General features: G+C 42.5%; 21 protein-coding genes. 10 read left to right on the forward strand and 11 right to left on the reverse strand.

The genetic code is table 11. The annotated features are described in order from the left end of the window. Positions 1-87: 87 nt before the first annotated feature. Positions 88-1080 carry an AAA family ATPase gene (locus BG260_RS01935; RefSeq protein ID WP_069130361.1) on the reverse strand — a complete coding sequence of 331 codons (993 nt, stop codon included), beginning with the start codon at positions 1078-1080 and terminating at the stop codon, positions 88-90. A gap of 170 nt (positions 1081-1250) precedes the next feature. Between BG260_RS01935 and BG260_RS01940 the strand changes: the two genes are divergently transcribed. The 8 genes from BG260_RS01940 to BG260_RS01975 all read left to right on the forward strand — a co-directional run bounded on the left by BG260_RS01940 (position 1251) and on the right by BG260_RS01975 (position 7021). Continuing rightward, the gene (locus BG260_RS01940) at positions 1251-2066 is read left to right on the forward strand and encodes an undecaprenyl-diphosphate phosphatase (RefSeq protein ID WP_069130257.1); all 816 of its coding nucleotides are present in this window, start codon (positions 1251-1253) and stop codon (positions 2064-2066) included. A 78-nt stretch (positions 2067-2144) separates the two neighbouring features. Next, positions 2145-2666, forward strand: a complete 522-nt coding sequence (locus BG260_RS01945) for an NADH-quinone oxidoreductase subunit J family protein (protein ID WP_069130258.1) — start codon at positions 2145-2147, stop codon at positions 2664-2666. Further along, the gene (gene nuoK / locus BG260_RS01950) at positions 2666-2968 is read left to right on the forward strand and encodes an NADH-quinone oxidoreductase subunit NuoK (protein WP_069130259.1); all 303 of its coding nucleotides are present in this window, start codon (positions 2666-2668) and stop codon (positions 2966-2968) included. The genes BG260_RS01945 and nuoK overlap by 1 nt, the downstream gene beginning before the upstream one ends. A gap of 77 nt (positions 2969-3045) precedes the next feature. Then, complete coding sequence (locus BG260_RS01955) at positions 3046-3855, forward strand: alkaline phosphatase family protein (protein ID WP_083750041.1); 810 nt, start codon at positions 3046-3048, stop codon at positions 3853-3855. Next, a complete protein-coding gene (locus BG260_RS01960) occupies positions 3773-4681 on the forward strand; it encodes a hypothetical protein (RefSeq protein ID WP_141691498.1) in 909 nt (302 codons plus the stop codon). The genes BG260_RS01955 and BG260_RS01960 overlap by 83 nt, the downstream gene beginning before the upstream one ends. An 83-nt stretch (positions 4682-4764) precedes the next feature. Beyond that, positions 4765-5481, forward strand: coding sequence for a hypothetical protein (locus BG260_RS01965; protein WP_069130262.1), 717 nt, complete (start codon positions 4765-4767; stop codon positions 5479-5481). Between the two features lie 91 nt (positions 5482-5572). Next, positions 5573-6475, forward strand: coding sequence for an HTTM domain-containing protein (locus BG260_RS01970; protein ID WP_083750042.1), 903 nt, complete (start codon positions 5573-5575; stop codon positions 6473-6475). An 18-nt stretch (positions 6476-6493) separates the two neighbouring features. After that, positions 6494-7021 carry an HTTM domain-containing protein gene (locus BG260_RS01975; RefSeq protein ID WP_069130264.1) on the forward strand — a complete coding sequence of 176 codons (528 nt, stop codon included), beginning with the start codon at positions 6494-6496 and terminating at the stop codon, positions 7019-7021. A 50-nt stretch (positions 7022-7071) separates the two neighbouring features. Here the strand turns inward: BG260_RS01975 and BG260_RS01980 are convergent, their stop codons facing one another. The 4 genes from BG260_RS01980 to BG260_RS01995 all read right to left on the reverse strand — a co-directional run bounded on the left by BG260_RS01980 (position 7072) and on the right by BG260_RS01995 (position 13031). After that, on the reverse strand, positions 7072-9717 hold the full coding sequence (locus tag BG260_RS01980; protein WP_069130265.1) for a TonB-dependent receptor: 2646 nt from the start codon (positions 9715-9717) through the stop codon (positions 7072-7074). Positions 9718-9736: 19 nt separating this feature from the next. After that, the gene (locus BG260_RS01985) at positions 9737-10723 is read right to left on the reverse strand and encodes a FecR family protein (RefSeq protein WP_069130266.1); all 987 of its coding nucleotides are present in this window, start codon (positions 10721-10723) and stop codon (positions 9737-9739) included. Between the two features lie 9 nt (positions 10724-10732). Beyond that, positions 10733-12337, reverse strand: a complete 1605-nt coding sequence (locus BG260_RS01990) for a DUF5666 domain-containing protein (protein WP_069130267.1) — start codon at positions 12335-12337, stop codon at positions 10733-10735. A 64-nt stretch (positions 12338-12401) separates the two neighbouring features. Then, positions 12402-13031 (reverse strand): RNA polymerase sigma factor, encoded by a 630-nt coding sequence (locus tag BG260_RS01995; RefSeq protein ID WP_069130268.1) that lies wholly within the window; start codon positions 13029-13031, stop codon positions 12402-12404. 171 nt (positions 13032-13202) lie between these two features. On the opposite strand from BG260_RS01995, the gene ettA reads away from it, so the two are divergent. Further along, positions 13203-14876: an energy-dependent translational throttle protein EttA gene (gene ettA, locus BG260_RS02000; RefSeq protein ID WP_083750043.1), complete on the forward strand. Its 1674-nt coding sequence runs from the start codon at positions 13203-13205 to the stop codon at positions 14874-14876. Between the two features lie 7 nt (positions 14877-14883). Next, entirely contained in the window at positions 14884-15597 is a 714-nt protein-coding gene (locus BG260_RS02005; RefSeq protein ID WP_069130269.1) for a M48 family metallopeptidase, read from the forward strand. 554 nt (positions 15598-16151) lie between these two features. On the opposite strand, the gene BG260_RS02010 is transcribed toward BG260_RS02005, so the two are convergent. The 6 genes from BG260_RS02010 to BG260_RS02035 all read right to left on the reverse strand — a co-directional run bounded on the left by BG260_RS02010 (position 16152) and on the right by BG260_RS02035 (position 23094). Further along, a complete protein-coding gene (locus tag BG260_RS02010; RefSeq protein WP_069130270.1) occupies positions 16152-17027 on the reverse strand; it encodes a universal stress protein in 876 nt (291 codons plus the stop codon). Between the two features lie 124 nt (positions 17028-17151). After that, positions 17152-17928 carry a CDP-alcohol phosphatidyltransferase family protein gene (locus tag BG260_RS02015; RefSeq protein ID WP_069130271.1) on the reverse strand — a complete coding sequence of 259 codons (777 nt, stop codon included), beginning with the start codon at positions 17926-17928 and terminating at the stop codon, positions 17152-17154. A 105-nt stretch (positions 17929-18033) separates the two neighbouring features. Further along, the gene (locus tag BG260_RS02020; protein ID WP_069130272.1) at positions 18034-18822 is read right to left on the reverse strand and encodes a hypothetical protein; all 789 of its coding nucleotides are present in this window, start codon (positions 18820-18822) and stop codon (positions 18034-18036) included. Next, complete coding sequence (locus tag BG260_RS02025) at positions 18806-19450, reverse strand: hypothetical protein (protein ID WP_069130273.1); 645 nt, start codon at positions 19448-19450, stop codon at positions 18806-18808. The genes BG260_RS02020 and BG260_RS02025 overlap by 17 nt, the downstream gene beginning before the upstream one ends. A 109-nt stretch (positions 19451-19559) precedes the next feature. Then, a complete protein-coding gene (locus tag BG260_RS02030; RefSeq protein ID WP_083750044.1) occupies positions 19560-21956 on the reverse strand; it encodes a transglycosylase domain-containing protein in 2397 nt (798 codons plus the stop codon). Positions 21957-22302: 346 nt separating this feature from the next. Then, the gene (locus tag BG260_RS02035) at positions 22303-23094 is read right to left on the reverse strand and encodes an ABC transporter permease (RefSeq protein ID WP_069130275.1); all 792 of its coding nucleotides are present in this window, start codon (positions 23092-23094) and stop codon (positions 22303-22305) included. Between the last annotated feature and the right edge of the window lie 10 nt (positions 23095-23104).

Consider the following 23104-nt stretch of genomic DNA (forward strand, 5'->3'; position numbering starts at 1 on the left):
TAAGCTATTCTGTTAACGTCCGGAATTAAAAAGAGCCCACGATTTATGAGCTCTTAAACATGAAATGGATTTTTTTTAAAACAGATTTTATGGGACCTGAACGGTCATAAGTATCTTCTCGATGATATTTTCCGGCGTGATATCTTCAGCTTCGGCTTCAAATGTTGGTATGATCCTGTGGCGAAGTACATCCATTGCAATAGTTCGTACGTCATCCGGTGTAACATAGGCTCTGTGTTCCATAAAGGCGTGCGCTCTGGCAGCGAGGTTCAGATTGATGGATGCCCGTGGAGATGCCCCAAAACTGATGAGATCTTTCAGCTCGGAGAGTTCATAATTTTCGGGATAGCGTGTCGCAAAAATTAAATCTACAATATATTTTTCTACTTTTTCATCAACATAGATTTCATTGATAACTTTACGGGCATCTAGAATATTTTCCGAATTTGTAACAGGTTTAAGTTCTGCTTTATCTCCCGTTTTTGCCATTCGCCTCATGATTTCAAGCTCTTCGGACTCAGACGGGTAGCCAATTTTTAATTTTAACATAAATCGATCAACCTGTGCTTCCGGAAGTGTATAGGTTCCTTCCTGTTCAACCGGGTTTTGGGTTGCCAGAACGAGAAACGGTTTGTCTAAAGGAAAGGTAGTTTCGCTGATCGTAACCTGTTTCTCTTGCATTGCCTCAAGCAGCGCACTTTGAACTTTAGCCGGTGAACGGTTGATCTCATCAGCAAGCACAATGTTTGAAAAAATAGGTCCTTTTTTAACCTTAAACTCAGCTTCTTTCTGGTTATAGATCAGTGTACCGATCAAATCGGCCGGGAGTAAATCGGGAGTAAACTGTATGCGCTGGAATTTGGTGTCGATAACTTTGGCAAGAGAAGACACTGTCAATGTTTTCGCAAGTCCGGGCACCCCTTCAAGCAGAACATGGCCATCAGCAAGTAATCCGATCAGCAACCGGTCGATCATATACTTTTGCCCAACAATTACTTTTTCGAGTTCCTGATGAATGTCATCAATAAATGCACTGTGGAATTCAATTTTTTCGCCCAGTGCTTGCATATCAACTTCCATATTCATTTTGCAATCCGATTAAAATATTGATGTTCAATTTGGTATCTTTGGTTCCTCGAGACGGCCTGTAAAGAACGAATAAATACAATTAGCTGCAAAATCATTCATTCCGCACTGCTCAGGCTGATTCAAAAATATCATTTTATATAAAAAGTAAGAACTGATAACAGATGGATTTATTACAGGCTATTCTTTTAGGTCTGCTACAGGGGATTACGGAATTTTTACCGGTAAGCAGTTCCGGTCATCTGGCACTTGCAAGAGCATTTTTTGGCAATGATATCATGCCGGGAATCACCTTTGAAATTGTGGTGCATTTTGGGTCATTCTGCAGTATTGCCGTTTACTACAGAAAAAAATTGATCGCTATTATCTCCGATATTTTTAAAAGTTTTTCCCCACAGGGAATTCGCGAGAAAAGATTTGTAACCGATTCAAACACGAAACTTTCCTATATCATCTTATTGAGTATGATTCCGGTCATGGTTGTAGGGTTTACATTGAAGGATCCGGTTGAGAAACTTTTTTTAAACCCATTTTTTGTATCAACAATGCTGTTAGTTACCGGTACTCTGCTCTTTTCCACAAGATTTGTTGGCAGACCTGAAAAAGAAGTAACTGCAGTTAAAGGATTTATTATGGGAATTGCTCAGTCTTTGGCGATTTTACCGGGAATTAGCCGGTCGGGATCTACAATTTCTGTCGGACTTTTCTCAGGCATTAACCGGGAGAGTGTAGCCAACTTCTCTTTTTTGATGGTGCTGCCGGTGCTTGCGGGAGCTATGCTCCTGGAATTGCTGGAAATTATGGAAAACGGAATTGAAGCTGCAGCAGCCATTTCATTAATTGCCGGTTTTCTGACTTCATTTCTTTCGGGTTATTTTGCCCTGAAATATTTAATTATTTTACTGAAAAAGGAAAAATTCCACTATTTTGCATACTACTGCTGGGGACTTGGAATCTTCGGAATTTTCTACTTTATCTAAATGATAAAAGTGATGCAATACGGTTGAAGCCATTTTTAAATTTGGCTACCTTTAAAGCCGTAAAAATAAAAGCACAGAATGGAAACATATTTATTCGTACTACTCGCTGTAATTGCTATTGCCTCTGCTCTGGGGATGATTTTAAATAAGAGTACTGTAAACAGTGCTCTGATGCTTGTCATTAACCTGGTTACACTATCCGGAATTTACCTTCTTCTTAATGCTCAGTTTTTAGCATTGATTCAGATTTTGGTGTACGCCGGAGCCATTATGGTACTCTTTCTCTTTGTTATTATGTTACTGAACGTAGATGATGAAGAGAGTCTGTTCGCCAAGTTCAGGCTAAAATACTTTTTAGCTTTTCTACTTGGCAGTGTAATATTTGCTCAGATTTTATACAGTCTTGGAGGAGTAACTGATATACTTCCGGAAATTTCATCTGATATGGTTGAGGCGGGGACAGTTGAAGCCCTGGGGGATGTTCTCTATACAGATTATCTATTCACATTTGAAATGACTGCCGTTCTGCTTACAGCTGCAGTGGTCGGTGCTCTGATGATTGCACAATACAAAGCTAAAAAAGAAGGAGATTCTGAATAATGATAGGAATTGATTGGTATCTGGCCTTAAGCGCTGTACTTTTCACAATTGGTGCGATCGGTGTTTTAATACGAAGAAATGCGATTGTTGTTTTTATGTGCATCGAGATGATGCTCAATGCTGTAAATTTATCACTGATTTCATTCAGTGCATTTCACGGTGATGTAACCGGACAAATTCTGGTTTTCTTCTCTCTGTCTGTTGCAGCAGCTGAAGCCGTAGTTGGATTGGCAATCATCATTGCAATATTCAGAAATAACCTCTCTGTTGATATTACCAAAGTTAATCTGTTGCGTTGGTAAGTTCAACGGAATGAAACCAAATGTTTTTATAAAGCCTTCCTCAAGTCGGGGAAGGCTTTTTTTCTATTGGTAACTAAATGACGATTATCTTTAAAAATAGTATCTGTTTTAGCTTGGTGCTGCTGCTTCAAGTAATATCGGCAGATCTTTTTGCACAGAGTGAAAGAGATCAGAAGCTGATTTTAATTCATGTGGATGGGCTCTCCCTGCCACATTTTCTGGATGAGAAAGAGAGAGGTAATCTTCCAAATCTGACCGCCTACTTTGGTGTTGAGGGGATTATCAAAAACACGGTTACCTACTTTCCCAGTAAAACACCCACGGTTATTTCTTCAGTAAAAGATGGCGTTACTCCGGATAATGCCGCACTTGCCGGCTGGATTCAAACAGACGAAAATGGGAACAACGTCAGGGGAATGGTTAGTACTTTCCTGCAAATGGCATTTTCCAAGCCGAGAATGGCTACAACGAACCTGATTTACGGAATCCCGATTCTGGATAACCTCGCGGGACCAGCCATGCAAAACATACCAACATATCTGCGTGATTACGATGTCATTCAGTTTTTTTGGTATAAAACAGATACTCATGCCCATTTTTATGGTGAAGAACGCTACTTAAAGCAACTGCAAGTATTTGACCGCGAGTTTGGCAAGTTAATTCGAAGATTACCTGATGACGTAAATGTAGTTATCTATTCAGATCATGGACTTACATTTGGTGAGGGGATTGACCTTGGCAATGAAGTGGAGGCAATTGTTGGAGACGATCTACTGGCATACTCTTTTCCAACACTATATCTGAATGACCCTGACAGAGCTGCTACCCATGCTAAGAACCTGGTTGATCACACTGCGATTGCCGTTACTTTTTACAGGGGGGGATGATGTGACAGTGAAGGGGATACACAAAGACGGGGAGATTCTATTTACAGAACATGAAAATAAGATCCGGTACTCTTACAGTGGGGCGGAGCTGCTAGGTTATGACGACTTGGGATACGATGGCTCATTCCTGGATGTTGAAAGCTGGCTGGATCTTACTCACAGTTCAGAATACCCAATGGCCCCGGTTAACATCTTTTACTTTATGCAAAACCGATCCGCCGGCCATATTATCACACTGTTAGAGCCGGGTCAGTACAACCAAACAGGGTACAGCAGCAAGGCAAATCACGGTGGGTTTCATAGTAGTGACATGCTTTCCCCCATGTTTGTGAAAGGAGAAGCGGTAGAGTCGCTCAGGGGCCGAGATTCATTTTGGCTGCCAAATCTTTTTAACGAATTCCAGGGCTTTGTGGTGGATGCAGAACCACAACGTGATCGCCACTATATTACAGCTCATTATAATGTTCAATCCGGTGTTAAAGTAACTGAATTTGCGCTTTCTCCCACGTACCGGGTTTATTATGGCGCGACCCTTTATTGGGATCAGGACCTCCGCAGAGATGAACTGGACATTTGGGGACAAGTCGATCTATTCAGGTCGTTTATTTCAAGACTATGGATGGGTGGGGGTGTTGAAGCTGAGCGTGAGGGAGAGATTAACCCATTTTTTAAACTCCGGTACGACATCCATTTAAGAAAACTGGTTTTGCAAAACTACTACATTTCTAACCGAAGTTTCCGATTTAAAATTTCATACGAAGTAACACCCGCCGTGGCATTTGAGCTCGAAAATTTCCGCTCTCTCGGTCTTCGTATCGATTTTTAAAAAAATCTGACTTTTGATTAGGGGAACACCCCGCCTTCATCTGTACTATCAACAGAACAACCCATAACCAAATAATAGAAGTCATGAAGAATTCAATTTTTAAACTATTTAATGTAATTCTGGTCATCGGTGTGATAGCTGTTGGCTGTGATTTAACCGAATCATCAACTGACGGACCATCCGACGTTCAGGTTCAAATGAAGGTGAACACCGGAGCTGCTGCTAAAGCAATGCTTTCTGGTAGTAATGAACATTCAAATACTTTGGAGATCTCAGAAGTGAAAATGTTCATAGAAGAGATGGAACTTGGGAGCGTTATGGATGATTCCCTCGATTTTGAAATCGAGTATTTCATCGCAAATCTTCCTTTAGACGGTTCGCCGTTGGTAATTACGGAAAAACAGATTCCGGCTGGTCTTTACGATGAATTTGAACTTGAAATTGAAAAACCTGACGATGACGATGTAGAGGTCAATGATCCTGACTTTAGAGACGAAACAGGAAGCTACTCTCTGGTAGTGAAAGGCTTATTCAATGGTGAAGAATTTACGTTTAGAAGCAGAGAAGATTTTGAGATCGATATCGATCTGAATCCACCCCTTGAGGTGACAGAAAACGAGAGTTCAACATTGGTAATCTCAATAGATGTCAACTCTTGGTTCAAAGACCGAAATGGAGAGTACCTTGATCCAAAAGACTACTCAAATACAGAACGCATCAACGAAACCATTGAGAACTCTTTCGAAGGGTTTGAAGATGAGTTCGATGACGACGATGACGATGATGACGATGATGATTAATCAATTGTAAGGATTCCCTATACCCCACAAGCCCTGTTGCAGATAGCGCAGGGCTTTTCTTTTATCAGCATCTTTATAGTTACATTTATCTATGAAGAACAAACTATTCAAACCGGTTCGGGCTGAAAGTCTGGCAGCATTCAGAATCCTATTCGGGATCATTATGCTTTGGGAAGTTTACAGATACTTCGACTATGGCTGGATAGAGCGTTATTGGGTCAGACCCGCATTGAATTTTACGTATGAGGGCTTTTCTTGGGTGAGTCCACTCTCTGCAGACGGTATGGTTCTGGTATTTATCATCATGGGGGTGCTCGCTCTCTTTATTACGATTGGGTTTTTATACAGAATCAGTATTACGATATTTTTTTTGCTCTTTACGTACACGTTTCTGCTTGAGCAAGCCCGCTACCTGAACCACTTCTATCTTGTTGTTTTGATCAGCTTTCTGCTGATATTTCTGCCGGCTCATCAATCATATTCAATCGACTCAAAACTATTTTCAAATTTAAAGAGCAGCTGGATTCCTAAATGGTCCGTATGGATCCTTCAGTTTCAGATTGGAATTGTTTACCTGTTTGGAGGAGTTGCAAAACTGAATCAGGACTGGCTATCCGGTTCACCGATGGATATGTGGCTGCCAAGGAGGTCCGACTTTCCAGTTATTGGCTCACTTTTTGAGCACTATGAGACTGCGGTTGCGATGAGCTACTCCGGTTTGATCCTCGATTTAGCAGCCTTTCCGCTGTTGATGATCCGCAAAACTCGTCCGTGGATCTTTCTTGCACTGATCTTTTTCCATCTGATGAACGACCGAATTTTTACAATCGGGATATTTCCGTGGTTTATGATCGGTGCCCTTACGATTTACTTACCCACATCCTGGCCAAAAGATCTCTACAGCTATTTTTCAAAATTTACTCCTACTCAGAAACAGATGTGGATTACAGCCTCTATTTTTGCCGGACTTGCCGGAAGCTGGTTTCATGAGTAGATCAGTATCGTACCGTTTATGATTTCAGCTTTCATATTTGTTGTTCTTATTTGGGATTTTCACATCAATCCGGATGAGGAGACTTACCTTAAGCTCGATAATCCAAAAATCAGTAAATCAAACTGGATTGTTGCAGGTGTTGCTGTGTGGATAATCATTCAAGTGGCGGTGCCGTTGCGTCATTATACAATACCCGGTGATCCAAGCTGGACTGAGGAGGGACACAGATTTGCATGGCACATGAAGCTGAGATCAAAAAGTTGCATTGAGCAGTTATACGTGGAGAACCGGGAAAGCGGAGAACTGCAAGAAGTGAACGGCATGCCGTTTCTTGAAAGCTGGCAGCGCGATAAAGTATCGGCAAGGCCTCAAATGGTTATTCAGTATGCATCTTATTTAAGCAGATTATTTGACGATCAGCCTGTTTACGCAGATATTCAGTGCTCACTGAATGGAGGAGAAGAGAGGACTTTACTGGATCCCGGTGTTGATTTGACTCAAGTTACGTTTAAGGATTGGAAACAGAATGATTGGATAAAAAGATAGAAACACCTGAAGAGTATCTATCATCCATTCAAAAGGTTGGTTTTAAAACTTTAAAAAGTGTATTTAACCGAAAACGACGGCTGAAAACCGAGATCCAAAACGTCGACCGGTACCGGCGTCAGTCTTGGCACAGACCGAGTTTCATCAAAAGAGAAGGCGTAGTTTCTGTACCAGACATTCTCCCGATCGAGCAGGTTGAAAACTGAAAGGGTGGCTTCAAACTTGTTTTGGTTTTGGAACTGATGAGAATAGCTCAACGTCGCATCCAGTCGCTGATAAGAATCCAGGCGCTCTACTGTATCATCCTGAAAAATATTCAATTTATTCGGAGCACCGCTCATCATCAGCCATGAGAGGTATAGGTTCAACCCGTGCCACAGGTTTGTTTCCAAAATGGCATTATAGCTGTGTCGACGATCCCAATCCGCGTAAAAGTCCTCTCCGTCCAACAAAAATGGATTGCTGAAGGTCATCTCAGAAAGTGTATAGGTTTGTGAAATAACTAAGCGCCCAAAGTAGTTTCGAAGCAGAAATTCAATCCCCGATGCTTTTCCACTGTTTTGATAAAACCAGGGAGTTTGAGAAAATGTGTTGGCCAGCGACTGTGTGTTCAATTCGTGGCTTCTCAGATTTTTATACTCTTTTTGATAAGCTTCCACCTGCAGAAGTACTCGGTTTGAAGGGGTGAACTGAATTCCGGCGGTAATCTGCTTAGCCTCAGCCGGCTGTTGATTTTCCGGCGTCAGAATCCAAACATCTGAAGTGGCACTGTTTTCGATCGTTATTCGATGCAGAAACTGTTGATTAATCGAGTACCCCCCGGTGAACCGAAAGCTCTCGATCGGTTTTATGACAACCTTGCCACGAGGGGAAAAGTAGAATTCGTTGTTCAGTGTGTAGTAAGTTGAGCGAAGCCCGGCATGTAGCTCTATGAAATCAAAAGGTTCATATCGGTTTTGCAGGTAGGCCTGAACCATGTGAGAGCCAACATTCTGAAAGTAGGAGGGGCGGTCGAAAGAGAATTCGCTATACTCGCCCAGGTAATATTTCCAACCGGCTCCGCCAATCGTCTTTAAATTCGAGAAGCTATACTCGAACTCCTGGTTTACCTTAAACTCGTTCATTGTACTTCTGTTTTGGAACGGATAGGTGAAAACCGAAATGTTATCTGTTTCATCTGAAGTGTTCAGGCGGGTATAGACATAATCCTCTTTGTTAAAATCTGTTCTATAGGAGCTAAAACCGGCCTGAGATGTGCTGAATATACGATTAGAGAACTCTTTATCATGCTGAATACTGAACGAAACATTTCCCCACTCGTTGGTTGTTTGAACGGGCTGAAAAGTGAAGCTGCTTCCAGACTCCGGAGTTCGGGCTCGTCGTTCTGCTTCTTGCCGGGTATAGTCACCGCCAAAGTAGCCGCTGAATATCCACCTCGTGGCATCACGATTTTCAAGATAAATTTTGGTATGAATATCACCGAAGAAAGCGCTCGACTCACCGGGATTTAGTACCAGATCTGTAAAATCTTGAAAGTCTCCTGCAATCTTTTTGGGTCGATCAATATCGAGTCCCCAACGGATCATTCTGGAATTGTTAAACCAGGGTAGCTGATCCATCAAAGAAGCGCGTCCGGAAATCAGCCAGCTACCTCTTGTGCCGAGAGGCCCCTCAAATGTACTGTTTATAGCCGTATTGCTTAAGCCTGCACTGCCCCGTATTTCGTTTAAAGATCCTGTTCTCGTAATCAGATGAAGAGAGCCGCCGGTTGGAGTATCGATTTGAGCAGGTGAAATTCCATAGTAATAACCGGCATTCTGAATGGCATCAGGATTAAAACTATCAAGCAGACCAAAAAGGTGGCTTTGGTTAAATACACTCAGGCCGTCGAGCTGTACCATGAATCCGTCCGGTGTACTGCCCCTGACATTAATTCCATTGTTGATGGCAGTGCCGGACGTGACGGAAGGGTGAGACTGAAGAGCCCGAATTGAATTGGACTCACCCAGCGGACTGAAACGGGCGGCATCCATAAGCCGGTTTGAAAGGGTATCGGCAGGATTGTAACCTATATTTCCTGAAATTACAATTTCGTTGCTTTGTACAGGTTCAGGTTCAAGGCGTATAGTTATGCCGGCAGACTGCTTTAAATCAGTGGTTTGAAGCCGGACCCATTTCGATTCAAACCCAAGGTATGATACGTTCAATTCTATCGAATCACCGGATGATTTTGTAACTATAGAAAATTGGCCGGAGTGATTCGATGCAACTCCTTTTCGCTTTCCGGATTCAATCCAGGTAATGGTTGCAAATGGAAGGCGCTCTCCCGATTGGTTATCCACTACTTGGCCACTAATCACATAATTTTGAACCTCTCTACGATCTGTATCGGTGAGATGAGTGATCAAAACCTGCTTTCTGTTGTGATCCGTTGTAAGTGATATCCCAAATTCAGCCAGGTAGATATTTAAATCATCAAAAATGGCTGTTTCATCCGAATTCAGCGTAACATCGATATCCCGAATTAAAGACTCCCGATAGAGAAAGAAATAGCCGGTCTCTTCACGGACTTCAGAAATGACTTTTTTCAGAGGGGTGTTAGAAAAAGAGAAATCGGCAGCCCGAAGAGACTCCGATAAGAGTGTGAGGGATAAACCCACTAACAAAAATAAAAAACGCCTCCCCGGTGCCTTCATGCCCTGTTTTTTAAGTTAATTACCGTTTTCTGAATCGGTATCTGTTTTCATCAATTTGTATAAATTCTCCGTCAAGCACTACTTGCAGATCACGTAAACTTTGGGTTACATTTTCGAGTGTAATAGATCCACCTAAAATCTCAGATCTTGCCGATTCGTTCATTTCGATTTCGATACCATAGTGAAATTCGAGCTCATTAACGATAGACCCGGCAGACCGATCACTGAATGTCAATCTGTTTTGAGTCCATGATGTAACCAGCATCTCTTCAAAGTTGAACGGTTCGGATAGCTGAAGATCGCGAATGGTTGCTGCTTCTCCTGCCAAAAGTGTGACGGATTGATTGAGATCCGCAGTTTCAAATGCAATACGTCCTTCAATCAGGTAAACACTCGTTTCATTGTTTCTTTCGCTCAAGTTGAATGTGGTGCCTAATACACGCACCCGGCCTTCTGTAGTCTTAACCACGAATTTGCGATCCGGATTATGGGTCACTTCGAATAGTGCTTCTCCGGAAAGTGAATAGCTCAACTGTTCCTCTGCAGTTTCATTTTGATATAGCCGAGAGTTTGGGCGCAGCGTAACCGTTGATCCATCCTGCAATTCAATAGAGGTGATGCTTTCAGTAGCTTCTGCCAAAAGCGATGGTTCATTCTGTAAAGTTTGACGGAGTAAAAAGATGGATGTAAACAAAATCAAAGATACTGCAGCGGCTGCCCATACCCATTTTTTTCGTGTTAGTGTATAAATATTGGCTCTTTCCGAGTTAACCTGGTTTTGTTCTGCCTGATTGATTTGTTCAAAAATGGACTGTCTTGCCTCATCCTTGTCTCTAACGGAAATATTCCGGGCACTTTCTTGCTGATACACTTTAGCTTCCTGAAGCAGTTTAAAAAGCGGGTCGTCAATCTGAGATAGTTCAAGTTGACCATTCACAACCATTTCATAAGCCCGGCTCAGCTGAAGGTCTTGGTCATTTTCCGGTATGTTGTTCGTTTTTGCCATGGTTTACTATCAGTCAACTTCAAACTTAACGCTGTAGACAATCCAGATTGCATCGGTAGAGCTGTAGTAATATTCACCGTCTGCTTCAATTTCTTCACCATCTTCTAAAGCTTGAACAACTTCCTCGAGCGATATTAAATCACCTTCAGCATCAATAATGGTCTCATCTGTTATTAGAATTTGTCGCCCATTGATCAGTGTGATGATCTGATTCTCAAGATCAACGGATTGAATGAGCTCTTCAAATTCGCTCAGCTCAAGCTCAAAGTCCACGTCTGTCAAAATATAGCGGTCTGTCTCCGGATCTATATAGAAATCGCCTTCTGCGAATACGGGTAAGTTTAGGTTGAGCGCATCCGCCACGTCTTGAAGGGATTCGAATCCGTCATCAAACTCAATATCCGTTTTAGCTGTAAAATAGAAGGTTTCATTGGTGGCAAGAGTTAATGTACTGTCATTCGGATTCAAACTAAGTACAAAATCTTCAAATTCATTCTCTTCTATTTCAAACTCCATCTCTGTGGCAATCCAAAGGTTCACACCGTCTTCTGGACGATAGTAGTCGCCTTCAGCTACAATTCGCTGACCATTTGAAATGGCGGAGGCCACATCCTCAAGTGAAAAATAGTCAGAATCATCATCGATCTCGGTTTCATCAGTGAGATGTATGATCTGTCCGTTGGAGATTCTAAACGTCTGATCCTCTGTGTTGACCTCCATCACCAAACCTTCAAATTCGTCATCATCAAATACATCACCGTTTTCCAGGCGGATGCGAAAAGTGTTAAACGTCTGTTGAAATTTTAATAACGCGGTTCCATCTCCGTTAAAATCGAGGGTGCCGTTAACAATCTTGGATTCCGGGTTGCTTCCATTCTGATTGGATTGAATGGTTGATTCGTAACTAACGGCTCCATTCACTCCTTTTCGAAAGCTTCGGTTTTGTTCAACAATTCCCTTTTCAATTCGCACGTCCAGAAAATTGATCTCAAGAAGATAATCCCGTTCAACCCGATTATTGAGCTCATTTCTGACAAACCGACCTTCACCGGTGTGTGAACCGTCCAGTTTGAGTGTAGCAGATTGATCTGAAATTCCATCCAGTATAAAACGGTCTTTTCGATTATATACGGAGGATTTAGCGGCAGTTTCTATTTGTCCGGTTCGATGCCCCGTGAATTCCAGAGATTCAATCTGTTGGCTGTTTTGGTTTGGAAACTCAATAAACTCTCCGTTGCTGTTTCGAAAGATATATTCCAGGTTAAAATCGGTGGCTGCTCCGGTAATGGCGTCTATCCGGCTGAACTGTACAAGATGTTTCCCCTCAGCAGGGTTGTATTCGTAGCTGTAATTTTGAAGATTTCTAAAACTTCCGGTAGAGAGAACGGAATTGCCGGAAGCAAGACCGTTGTTGGTTGGAATTGCAAACGCTTCTGAAAAACTGGAAAGAAGGCCGGCTTCATTTTCTGAGACCGACTCTCCAATAATTTGGCCGGTTATTCGAAGTTCATCCTCATTAAGTACAGATCTGTTTTCATCAAAGCTGTCAATGGTACATCCATGCAGCAGAAATCCAGCACATATTAATATTCCCAGAAGGATCTTACTTTTCATATCAATGCATCAATTACTTTCATTGTTCACTCTTACTACAGATCAAGAGGGGGTAAACCCCTAATCATTTATTTGATTTTTGAAAATCGGTCAATAAACTCTCACCGTACATTTGAGTTAATTTTTTTCGAAGATCTTTAAATGCGAGAGCCATGTGATTTTCTATCGTTTTCGGACTCACATCCATTGCATCCGCTGCTTCCTTATAGGAAAACTCCTGCATAAAACAGAGATCAAACACCATTCCGCGTTTCTCAGGCATTTGAGATATAATTTGCCTGATAACATTCACTAACTCTTTAAAATCAATAGAATGATCTGTATTGAGTGCCGGAGAGTGGTTATCTGCAGGATCTTCATCACTGAATTTTGATCTGTACTCCACATGATTGAGCATCCGGGAGTATGCGATGGTAAAGAGGTAGGAGCGAAGAGATTTGGTTTCGTCTATGCCTTGGCGCTTTTCCCATATCATCACAAATGCTTTCTGGGCTAGATCTCGCGCTTCTTCATGCTCCATTCTCCGACTGATTAAAAATCTGTAAAGAGGATCGTAATGACGATTGAAGAACTCCTCAAATGCTTTTTGATCTCCGTTTTTAATAGCCAGGGAGAGGGCTGTGTCATCCATATCACCCTCTTTAGAGAGGGCAAGAACCAGTAAGACGATTTCCGGAGTTAATAGAAGTATCATTCAGAATTCAGCTTTTTTGTTTGAACACGATCAGTAGGGTAATCATTGCTCTTGTGAAAGTGCGAAAAGTTTAATTTATCAGGATCAATTTAATCTAAATTTTTCGTTTTTGATGCATTAGAACTGTATTTTCATCATCCAAAATAACATTTGAATTTAACGGTTAGTGCATTGAGCGATCAGAAGATTATATTTTCGATGGTTGGGGTCAGTAAAGTTTATAAGCCCAACAAAACTGTTTTGAAGGACATCTACCTCTCTTTCTTTTATGGTGCCAAAATTGGGGTGCTGGGATTAAACGGTGCCGGTAAGAGTACACTGTTGAGAATCATTGCCGGAGAGGATGATAATTACATAGGTGATATTTCCCGCCAGAAGGGTATAACATTCGGTTACCTTCCTCAGGAGCCTGAGCTAGATCCGGAAAAGACCGTGAAGGAGATTGTTCAGGAAGGTGTTCAGGAGACGATGGATCTGATCAAAGAGTACGAAGCGGTCAATGAAGGGTTCAGTGACCCGGATGCAGATTTTGAGGCTCTGATTGAGAAGCAGACCAAACTTCAGGAAAAGATTGATCGAATTGGTGCCTGGGATATTGATTCCAAACTGGAGCAGGCAATGGATGCACTGCGAACACCTCCGGGAAATGCCAAAATTGAAGTGCTGTCAGGTGGTGAAAAACGTCGTGTAGCACTATGCCGGCTGCTGCTTCAAAAACCGGATGTGTTGCTGCTGGATGAGCCGACCAACCACCTGGATGCAGAGTCAGTTGGCTGGCTGGAACAGCACCTTGCCCGATATGAGGGGACTGTCATCGCCGTTACTCACGATCGTTACTTCCTCGACAATGTTGCCGGATGGATCCTTGAGCTGGATCGCGGTGAGGGTATTCCATTTGAAGGGAATTATTCATCCTGGCTGGAACAGAAGAAGAAGAGACTCGAACAAGAGGAGAAGGAAGAGTCCAAGAGGCAAAAAACGTTGCAGCAGGAGCTGGAGTGGATTCGTCAGAATCCAAAAGGCCGCCGTAAGAAGAGTAAGGCACGGATTAACTCATATGAAAAACTGCTTTCTGAAGAGAATCAGAAACGACGGGAAGAGATGGAGATTTACATTCCGGCCGGACCTCGTTTGGGTGATAAGGTAATTGTAGCCGAGCATGTGTCGAAAGGATTTGGTGACAAATTGCTGATGGAAGACATGAGTTTTGATTTGCCGCCTGGTGGAATTGTGGGTGTGATTGGCCCGAACGGTGCCGGTAAAACTACACTTTTTAAAATGATAACCGGAGAAGAAGAACCGGACAACGGTAATTTTGAAACAGGTGATACAGTGAAATTGGGTTATGTGGATCAGAAGCGTCCGCTTGATCCGCAAAAGAGTATTTGGGAAGAGATTTCCGGCGGACAGGATATTGTGAAGCTGGGCAACCGGGAGATGAATTCCCGTGCATATGTAGCTCGATTTAATTTCAGCGGAAGTGATCAGCAGAAGAAAGTGAGTGAAATTTCGGGGGGTGAGCGAAACAGAGTTCACCTTGCCAAAATACTGAAAGAGGGAGCGAATGTACTGCTGCTGGATGAGCCGACCAACGATTTGGATGTAAATACATTACGAGCTCTTGAAGAAGCGCTGCTGGAGTTTGCAGGGTGCGCCGTAGTAATTTCGCACGACCGTTGGTTCCTGGATCGTGTGGCTACGCACATACTTGCTTTTGAAGGCAACAGTCAGGTTTACTGGTTTGAAGGAAACTATGAGGAGTACGAGGCCAATCGGCGAGAGCGTTTGGGAATATCAGAAGATCAGCCCACACGTATTCAGTATAAAAAGTTGATGCGGGATTAAGCTATCCATGTCATCAAAACAGACCATTCAGATTTGGGATATTGAGGTTGAAGTGACGCGTAAACGAGTCAAAAATCTCAATATCCGAATCTATCCATCTGCCGGCAGGGTGGCGATGTCAATTCCGAGACGGTGCAGCCTGAGAACCGCAGAGTTATTTGCCAAAAAAAAGTACAAATGGATCAAAAAGCATCTGAATAAGAGAGATTCAACTGACAGGCAGAAAGTTCATAAGAGTAGATTTATAAGTGGTGAAACTCACAACATTTGGGGAACCCAGATGCCAATGAGAGTTGAACTGATTGAGGAGAAGCCGGGAGTGATTCTATCTGAAGAGGAGATATTGCTACACACAAGGCCGGGTAGCTCCAGAGAAAAACGTGAATCGGTACTGAATGAGTGGTATCGCTCCGAGTTGAAAAAGCGTATTCCCGTTCTGATAAAGAAATGGGAGAAACCAATGGGTGTTAACGTAAATGAGTTTGGCGTAAAGCGAATGAAAACCCGATGGGGAACCTGCAACATCCGGGCAAAACGAATTTGGTTAAACCTGGAACTTGCAAAACGAGATCCTGCTTGTTTGGAATATGTTGTTGTACATGAGATGGTTCATCTGCTTGAGCGTCTGCATAGTAAACGATTCTATCGGTTGATGGATCACTTTCTACCTGACTGGAGAGAACGTGATCTTTTATTAAAAGGGAAGAGGCTTACATGCTGAACTTTCATTCTAGATCGGCAATGGAATGATATGATCACAAAAAGTATAGATAAAAAAATAGAGGATTTTGGGTGTCCGCCAAAATCCTCTGTTGGTGTGTTGAGAAACGCTGCTCACACGCTTCTCAGATGTTCTCCAATCTTATCTCTGATTTATCAACTCTCTTAATATCGGATTAAAGATTGCTCTCTATTGTATAAGGAACAGATTTCATCAATTCCTTACAGCTTTTCTCAAATTTAAAAGTAGCGGGTCAAAATAAATAATAGAGTTATCTAACTTCATTTGAATTAGTTGGATACGTAGATATACTTAGAGCCTGATTATTTCAAATAATTAAAGAAATTTATACCGGAAGGGTAGAAAAATCAGCCCGGCTGTTCGTGAACTGAGAACCGGGCATTGAGTGAGTCTGGGAAAGTTTGAAACGGAGTGCAAATCAGACGATGATTAACGGTCAGAGAAATTCACAAGCGACTTCATTAGATCAAATCTGAGAAGCAAACCTCGAAAAAAGCGTTCAATTTATATTGAATGAAGTAAAATCTCCTTTTTTATTTTTTATCTCGTTTTGGGTTGATGCTCAGTACAGCAGTTTTGACATGTCGAACAAGATTTGCCGTAGTACTTCCCATCATCAAATAGTTAATACCGGTACGCCCAACGGTGGCCATTACAATTAAATTATATTCGTTATCATTCACGTGATTGAAAATGGCTTCGTGAGGGGAGTCTTGCGAAATAATCACCATTGAGTTAACCTCTCCTTTCAACGAATGGAAATACTCTTTTTCCACTAATTTGATCCGTTTTTCCCGAATATCTGAAATTGAGATGCTCTCCTCATCCTCTTCTTCAAACTGATCAAAACTTACCACATGTACGAGATCTAAATCAGCACCGGATTTCTCTGCAATTTGTCGGGCATAAGGATAGGCACTGGCTGCATTGTCCGAAAAGTCGGTTGTTACCAGAATTTTCTTGAAATCATCAACCTCTGACTCATTCTCAACTATAAGAACCGGTGTGTGGGCTAATCGAAGAACTTTTTCAGCAACAGATCCTAATAAAAATCTGCTGAATCCGGTACGACCGTGTGTACTCATTACAATGTAATCGAACTCTTCAGATGTATCGACAATACTTTGAGCCGGGTTTCCCATCATAACGATCGGTTTTTTAAGTATTCCTTTATCCACGTGCTCCTCAGCCAACTGCTTTAGCCGATCGGTAAGCGAATTTTCAATTTCTTCGAAGTCTTGATACATCTGCGAACTCATACCGAGAGCATAAGGCTCGTCAAGTTCAGAAATTGGGATGTGTGAGTGGAATGGAGTAACAGTTCCACCCATCAGTTTTGCAAATTTGTTAGCAACGGCAAGTGCTTTCTCACTCAGTTCAGAAAAATCGGTAGGAACAAGTATTTTCATGACTCTAATGGTTAAATGGATTTGAATGTAAGTTCATCAAAAATGCGGAAAGCACAAAGAGATAGGGGGTCGGGCTTACTCTGATTTACCCCTGCTCCAAATCCCTATGATTTAAAAATATCAGTTATTGATTTCGATTCAAAACTCTTCGTAAAAGAATAAAGAATAGAATTCCTGATGAATACCAGATAAAAAACGGCAAAATCCATTCAATGAGTCCAATGGACAAAAAGAGGGCGATTAGTAATAACTGAAACCCAAGACCGTACACAGAGAGGAGCGTCATAAACCATTTTGGAAGTGTGTTACTGGTTGATGCACTTTTGTCTATTATATAGATCACTTGATCAAAAATTGAATAGAAAAATTTATATGCAATATATAGTGCGGTAACCGATTTCTGACTTTCTCCGGGCAGAGCTTGCGGAACCTCTTTCTCAAAAACACGACTCGTTCTATCCCCACCGGCAGCTTTATGACGTAATATTACATAGTAATAGTTGTAGAGGGTTCCCTGTAGCTGAACACCCGCGAATGCAGTAACAAACATCCAGGCCGGTTGACCGGTAACGTTGAAAATAGTTCCGAGTATGATGAAGTTAAGTATGATGTCAAAAACCGAATCCAGATAACGACCGGTATAAGAAGGAGTTTTTTTGAGGCGGGCAAGTTCACCGTCTGCAGCATCAAGGATCGATTTCAGAATCAAAAATAGTCCTGCCGTAACGTAGTACTCCCGAATGATCAGTAGGGAGGCTATAAGTCCGGATATTCCGAAAAGGAGTGTGACATGTACCGGTGTAACGGCTGTTTTTGAAAAAGCACAAGCGATGCGCAGAGCCAGCGGACGACCATAGTCGGAGAGATCAATAAATTTCTCCTCAGCAGAGAGTTTCGACATAACGGCTTTTGATGAACAGTACTAAAAAAATCTGAAAATTCAATCAGAATCAGTTGATAATTGGTTTATCCAACGAAAACCGGGTATCGAAACGTTCAGATTATTTTAATCAGAAAAATGATTGTTCAAGAATTTGAATAGGGAGTCATCGTAGGGGGTTACTTCCAGCGATCGTTGCACCTGAGTGCCATCCTCATTACTGTTGTTGATAACCTTTCCAATCAAAATAACTGTAGAGTCTTTTGGTTCGCCCTCGATTGTTATATCAAAATCTGAATAGTTCGCATCATAAGATGAGAGTTTATTTAATGCAAATGATTCACCTCTTTCCGGCGCAAACGTTCCCCCACCGCCGCCGGCTTCCTGAGGAAGTATCCACCATTCAGCGGCATCAAAAGCTACGGATACCATATAAGAACGAAGCTGGTCTAATGTACGGCTTGCTTCCAAACTTTGTTTGTTATTGGCCGAAACGTTTGTTTGTTGAAACAGTGAAAAAGAGGAGAGTAGAATTGCCAGACACAAAAAAGCTGCGGTAAAGTACCAATAGATTGGATATTCCTTTTCCTCTGATAGTGAGGTTAGCCTGCCTTTCAGAAAAAGCCATGGAAGAAACACGAACAGTACAAGCATCCCTGCGACAATGATGAATGCCATCCGGTAAAAGGATGCCAAGGCTACGTCATTTCCGCCAAACCAATTGATTGCTTCGATAGTAATGTGCTGCCGAATAAGGGAACCGGGTATCACAACTGAGTTGATAAAATAGTAGATCCACGAATTGTGAGGAAAAACACTGTAAACAGAAGTCAACAGATATTCTGCAAAAATCAAAACCACAATGATGAGTCCTACAATAATCCAGGGGGTGTAGGATTTAGTTCTGCCGTTCATATACCACTCCTTCTTTTGTTAATGTTGCTTTAGCTTCATACATACCTCGGTTGCCATTGCTGTTTTCAAAATTTGAATCATACCCAGGGGTGAAAACGGCCGAGACAGAAAGAACAATAGAATCGGGGTCTGCTACTTCATAAAGAAGAGGCATTTCTCTTTCCTCATCAGGATCTTCCGGTGATATTGTTCCATCTTCATTTAATCGTTCTGTAAAAAGAGTTCTGAAAGATTCCTCAAGAGTGGCATTTGATGGCTCAGACTCCTGATAGTAGTGCCTCAGAGTATATAAAAGTGTTTTTTCCATCTCTGTTTGTGAAATACCATGAATTATGGTTGTGCGAATGGTTCTCAAGGTTTCTTTTTGGCGGTCAGAATTTATGTAGAACTGAATGGAAGCAAGTGCCTGAGTAACGATTAGCAGTAGAATAATGACCCGAAAACTGAATAGGGCAGCGCGACTTTCATTTTTAGAAGCTACTCTTTGATCCACAATTATCAACCAGATAACTGCAGTCATGAATGCTGCCGTGTAGCCGATCCACAAATTTTGAAATAGAAATGCCGGGGAAAATGCAATCAGAACTGAAACGACTCCACCAATCAGCAGTTTACCTTGATTTTTCATGAAACCCGAATTCGTTAATTTTAAAGTATTTAACAAAGTCAGGTAGAAAAAACAAAAATTTATCAGTTCAGGGTTTGATCATATTTAATGAAGGTTTGCAAGGAATTATTTAATGCTTCTCATCATCGTCATCATTGACAATTCCAAGTCCTCTGCCTATCCGCTTAAAGATATTGCCCCTATTTTTTTTCTCGTCCTCATGATCAACCACACGAGGTTCATCACTGCTTTTACCGGTGAAAAAATCCCGGATTCTGTCGGTGATTCGGTCATTCCGAGTATCCCGGCACTCCATGGAGAACGGAGAATCGATCTGGTGGGAATAGAACTTTTCAGGAGGTGAACTCAAGGCGTTATCTTGACTCAATTTTTGTAGAAACAGACCGGCTATTGGCAGGGCGGTCTGTGAGGCATAAGCCGGATACTCACGAAATCGTACCCTGTGGTTCCATCCGCCTACCCGGGTTCCAAAAACCAGGTCCGGTGTAAAACCGATAAACCAGCCGTCGGTAAAATTTTGGGTAGTTCCTGTTTTCCCACCTAATGCATGATTGATTTGAAAACGTGTACGCAACGGGTTGCCGGTTCCTTCATTCACCGTTTTTTCGAGCATTGCAACCATTGTTGCCGCAGTCGCGTCTGAGATTCCATCCGGAGGTTGTGAAGAGAACGGGGTTTCAATTTTTAGACTACCGGAGACCGGGAGATGAATCTGATTGGATTCATTCTCTTTTTCTCCGCCTTCGTAGATGAGTTCTCCCTCATCGGTGTAGATTTTGGTGATGAAAATCGGTTCAACCGGTTTGCCCTCATTCAAAAAAGAGGTGTATGCCGTTGTTAACTCCATAAGTGACATTTGAGCCGTTCCAAGCGCAACGGATAAACCATCCGGCAGGGAGGTACGAATACCCATCTGTCTTGCTGTTTCACCGATTTGCTCCATTCCGGTTTCCGCCGCAAGCTGAACAGCTACGGTATTGACTGATTGTGCCAGTGCCGCCTGCAGGGAGTAGCGGCCGCCATACTCTTCATTGTTATTACGGGGTGTCCAGTCATCGTATGAGGCATATTGAGCCAAAATATTTCGCTGGTAGTCGCATGGTGTTCTGCCCGATTCGATTGCGGAGGCATAAAGAATCGGTTTAAACGCTGAACCCGGCTGACGAGAAGCAAGCACCTGGTCGTATGGGAAGTGACGATAATCGATGCCGCCAACCCACGATTTCACATGTCCGGTTACAGGGTCTATGGCAAAGAACCCTGCGTTCAGAAAGGAGAGGTAGTAACGAATTTCATTGTAGGGAGAAAGTTCAACCTGTCTGTATCCTTCCCATGAAAATAATAGGGATGGAGCAGGTTCATGCAGGATTACCTGAATCTCCTGTTCGCTTAATCCCTCAGCTTTTAGTTCTCTGAACTGCGCACTCTGTTCCCAAACTCTAATAATTTCCGGATCATCCTCACCAAATATGGGGTTGCGATCTACTTCACGATCAAAAATTTGCTGGAGCTCTTTCATTTGAGCTTTAACCGCTTCTTCTGCGGCATTCTGTATACGGGAATTGAGCGTAGTGTGTACGATAAGTCCCTGATCCGGTGATTCAACATTCAGATCACCTTTAATGTTGAGTGTGTCAAGAATGGTGCTCAGTTCTTTTCGGACCTGAACTTTAAAATATGGGGCGAGGTTTTGCAGACCTGCAGATCGGTTGTACCTTGTAGCAAGAGGCTCTGTGATGGTCTCACTGGCAGTTTCTTCATCAATCAGGCTATATTTTTCCATCTGACGAATAACCAGATCTCTTCTTGCTTTTGCACGTTCCGGATTGCGATGCGGGTTGTAATAGGTGGTCGCTTTCAGTACTCCGGCCAGGGTTGCAGCTTCATTCAGTGAGAGGTCGGAAGACGACTTGCTAAAAAAACGGTAGGAAGCCATCTCAATTCCAAATGTGTCTTCACCGAATGAGACGTGATTCAGATAGAGTTCCAGTATTTCGTCTTTTGAGTAGACCGATTCAATCCTGCGCGCGATGATCATTTCGCGAAGCTTATCGGTAAATAGTGAAAAGCGTCCGTACTCCTCCCTCGGATAGAGGTTTTTGGCAAGCTGTTGTGTAATTGTACTTCCCCCGCCTGCGTTTTCACCAAGCAGGATGGTTTTAATGAAGACCCTGCCAAGCGCTTTATAATCAATACCATTGTGTGATCTGAATCGAATGTCTTCAATAGCAAGAAGCGCGTTTAGAAATTTTGTGTCAACTTCATTCAGGGATATGTTCGAGACATTCTGATTCTGAAAACTTCCGATCTCTACTCCATCCGAGGAGATCAGTACGGTCGCATTGGCTTGATGAATATTACTGATCTCTTTTGTGCCGGGAACGTGACCGAATAGCCCCAAAAGTGTCAGTAGAAAAATGAACATAAATAGCAGGATCGGGGTGAGAACAGCTACCGATAGAACTTTTTTCCAATGCGGAAAAGGTGAAAGATGTTTTGATTTCAAAATGGTGAATGTTGCTAAGCGGTTGTGAGATTATGTTCAATTTATCATAAACTATATGCCGGGTGAAATGTTTCGTGAGGATTAAACAGCCTGGCAGCGTCCGGGAAATAGTTCAAAAGCTTTTTAGCATGCTCATTCACATAACGTTCCAAGAAATCAGACCTGCCAAGTTCTTTGAACGTTGACAGGTGTATCCATTACAACTGTTTGGTTAAACGCTTGAGCTCGAAATGCTAAACAAGGTATTCCTATGTAGCAGGAATTTCGGTAATCAGGTTTGAATGAGTTGGGGGAACGTCTAAGGCATGAAAGGGATAGAAATATCATGTTATTAGATAGGCAAATTTTAACCCTTTAAAATCGACTCATCGAGCATGTCATTCTCAAAGAAAACGGTTCGGTTGCATAGCTTGATGGCGAGATAAACGGAGAGAATCGTCCCGGAGAAGATGGCCAGCATAATCATTATCTGGTACTGGATGGCAGTCATCGGGGAGCTTCCGCTCAGAATTTGACCGGTCATCATTCCCGGCAATGAAACCAGCCCGATCGTTGCCATAGAGGCCAGGGTAGGGTTTGCCGACTTTTTGAGTGCTGTCTGAAAAAACGGATAGAGCGCTTCACTTCTGCTGGCACCGCATGATAAGAAGAACTGAAACCGCTCCCGGTTCTCCTTCAGGCTGTAGTAAAAATCATTGATGCCAATCACGTTGCTGCGGAGGCAGTTGCCGAGTACCATCCCGGTTATGGGAATGGCGTACTGGGCTTCCAGCAGTTCGGGTAGCTGAATTACCAGTTCAAGGAAAAAGAAATTGATGAGTACAATACCGAAAAAGGTGGCCGCGAAAACCGGAATTAACAATTCTTTCTTCCGGCTGAGCTCACTGCGGTCAATGGTGGCAAAATCGGCTACAATCACCATCACCATAATCCAAGCGAGGTTTACCCAGGCGTTGTCCAGCTCAAACAGGTATTCCAGATAGTATCCGACAAAAATGAGCTGGAGCGTCATGCGTACAGTGGCGATTAGCATTTTGCTGTTCAGCCCGGTTTTGTAGTAACCCAGAATGGCAGCCGGGATCAACAGACTGATAAATGCGATTGATAACTGAAACCAACTGAGTTGAATAATATCCACTGTATTTCGT

It is taken from the genome of Rhodohalobacter halophilus, from assembly GCF_001715195.1.
Classification (GTDB): Bacteria; Bacteroidota; Rhodothermia; order Balneolales; family Balneolaceae; genus Rhodohalobacter; species Rhodohalobacter halophilus.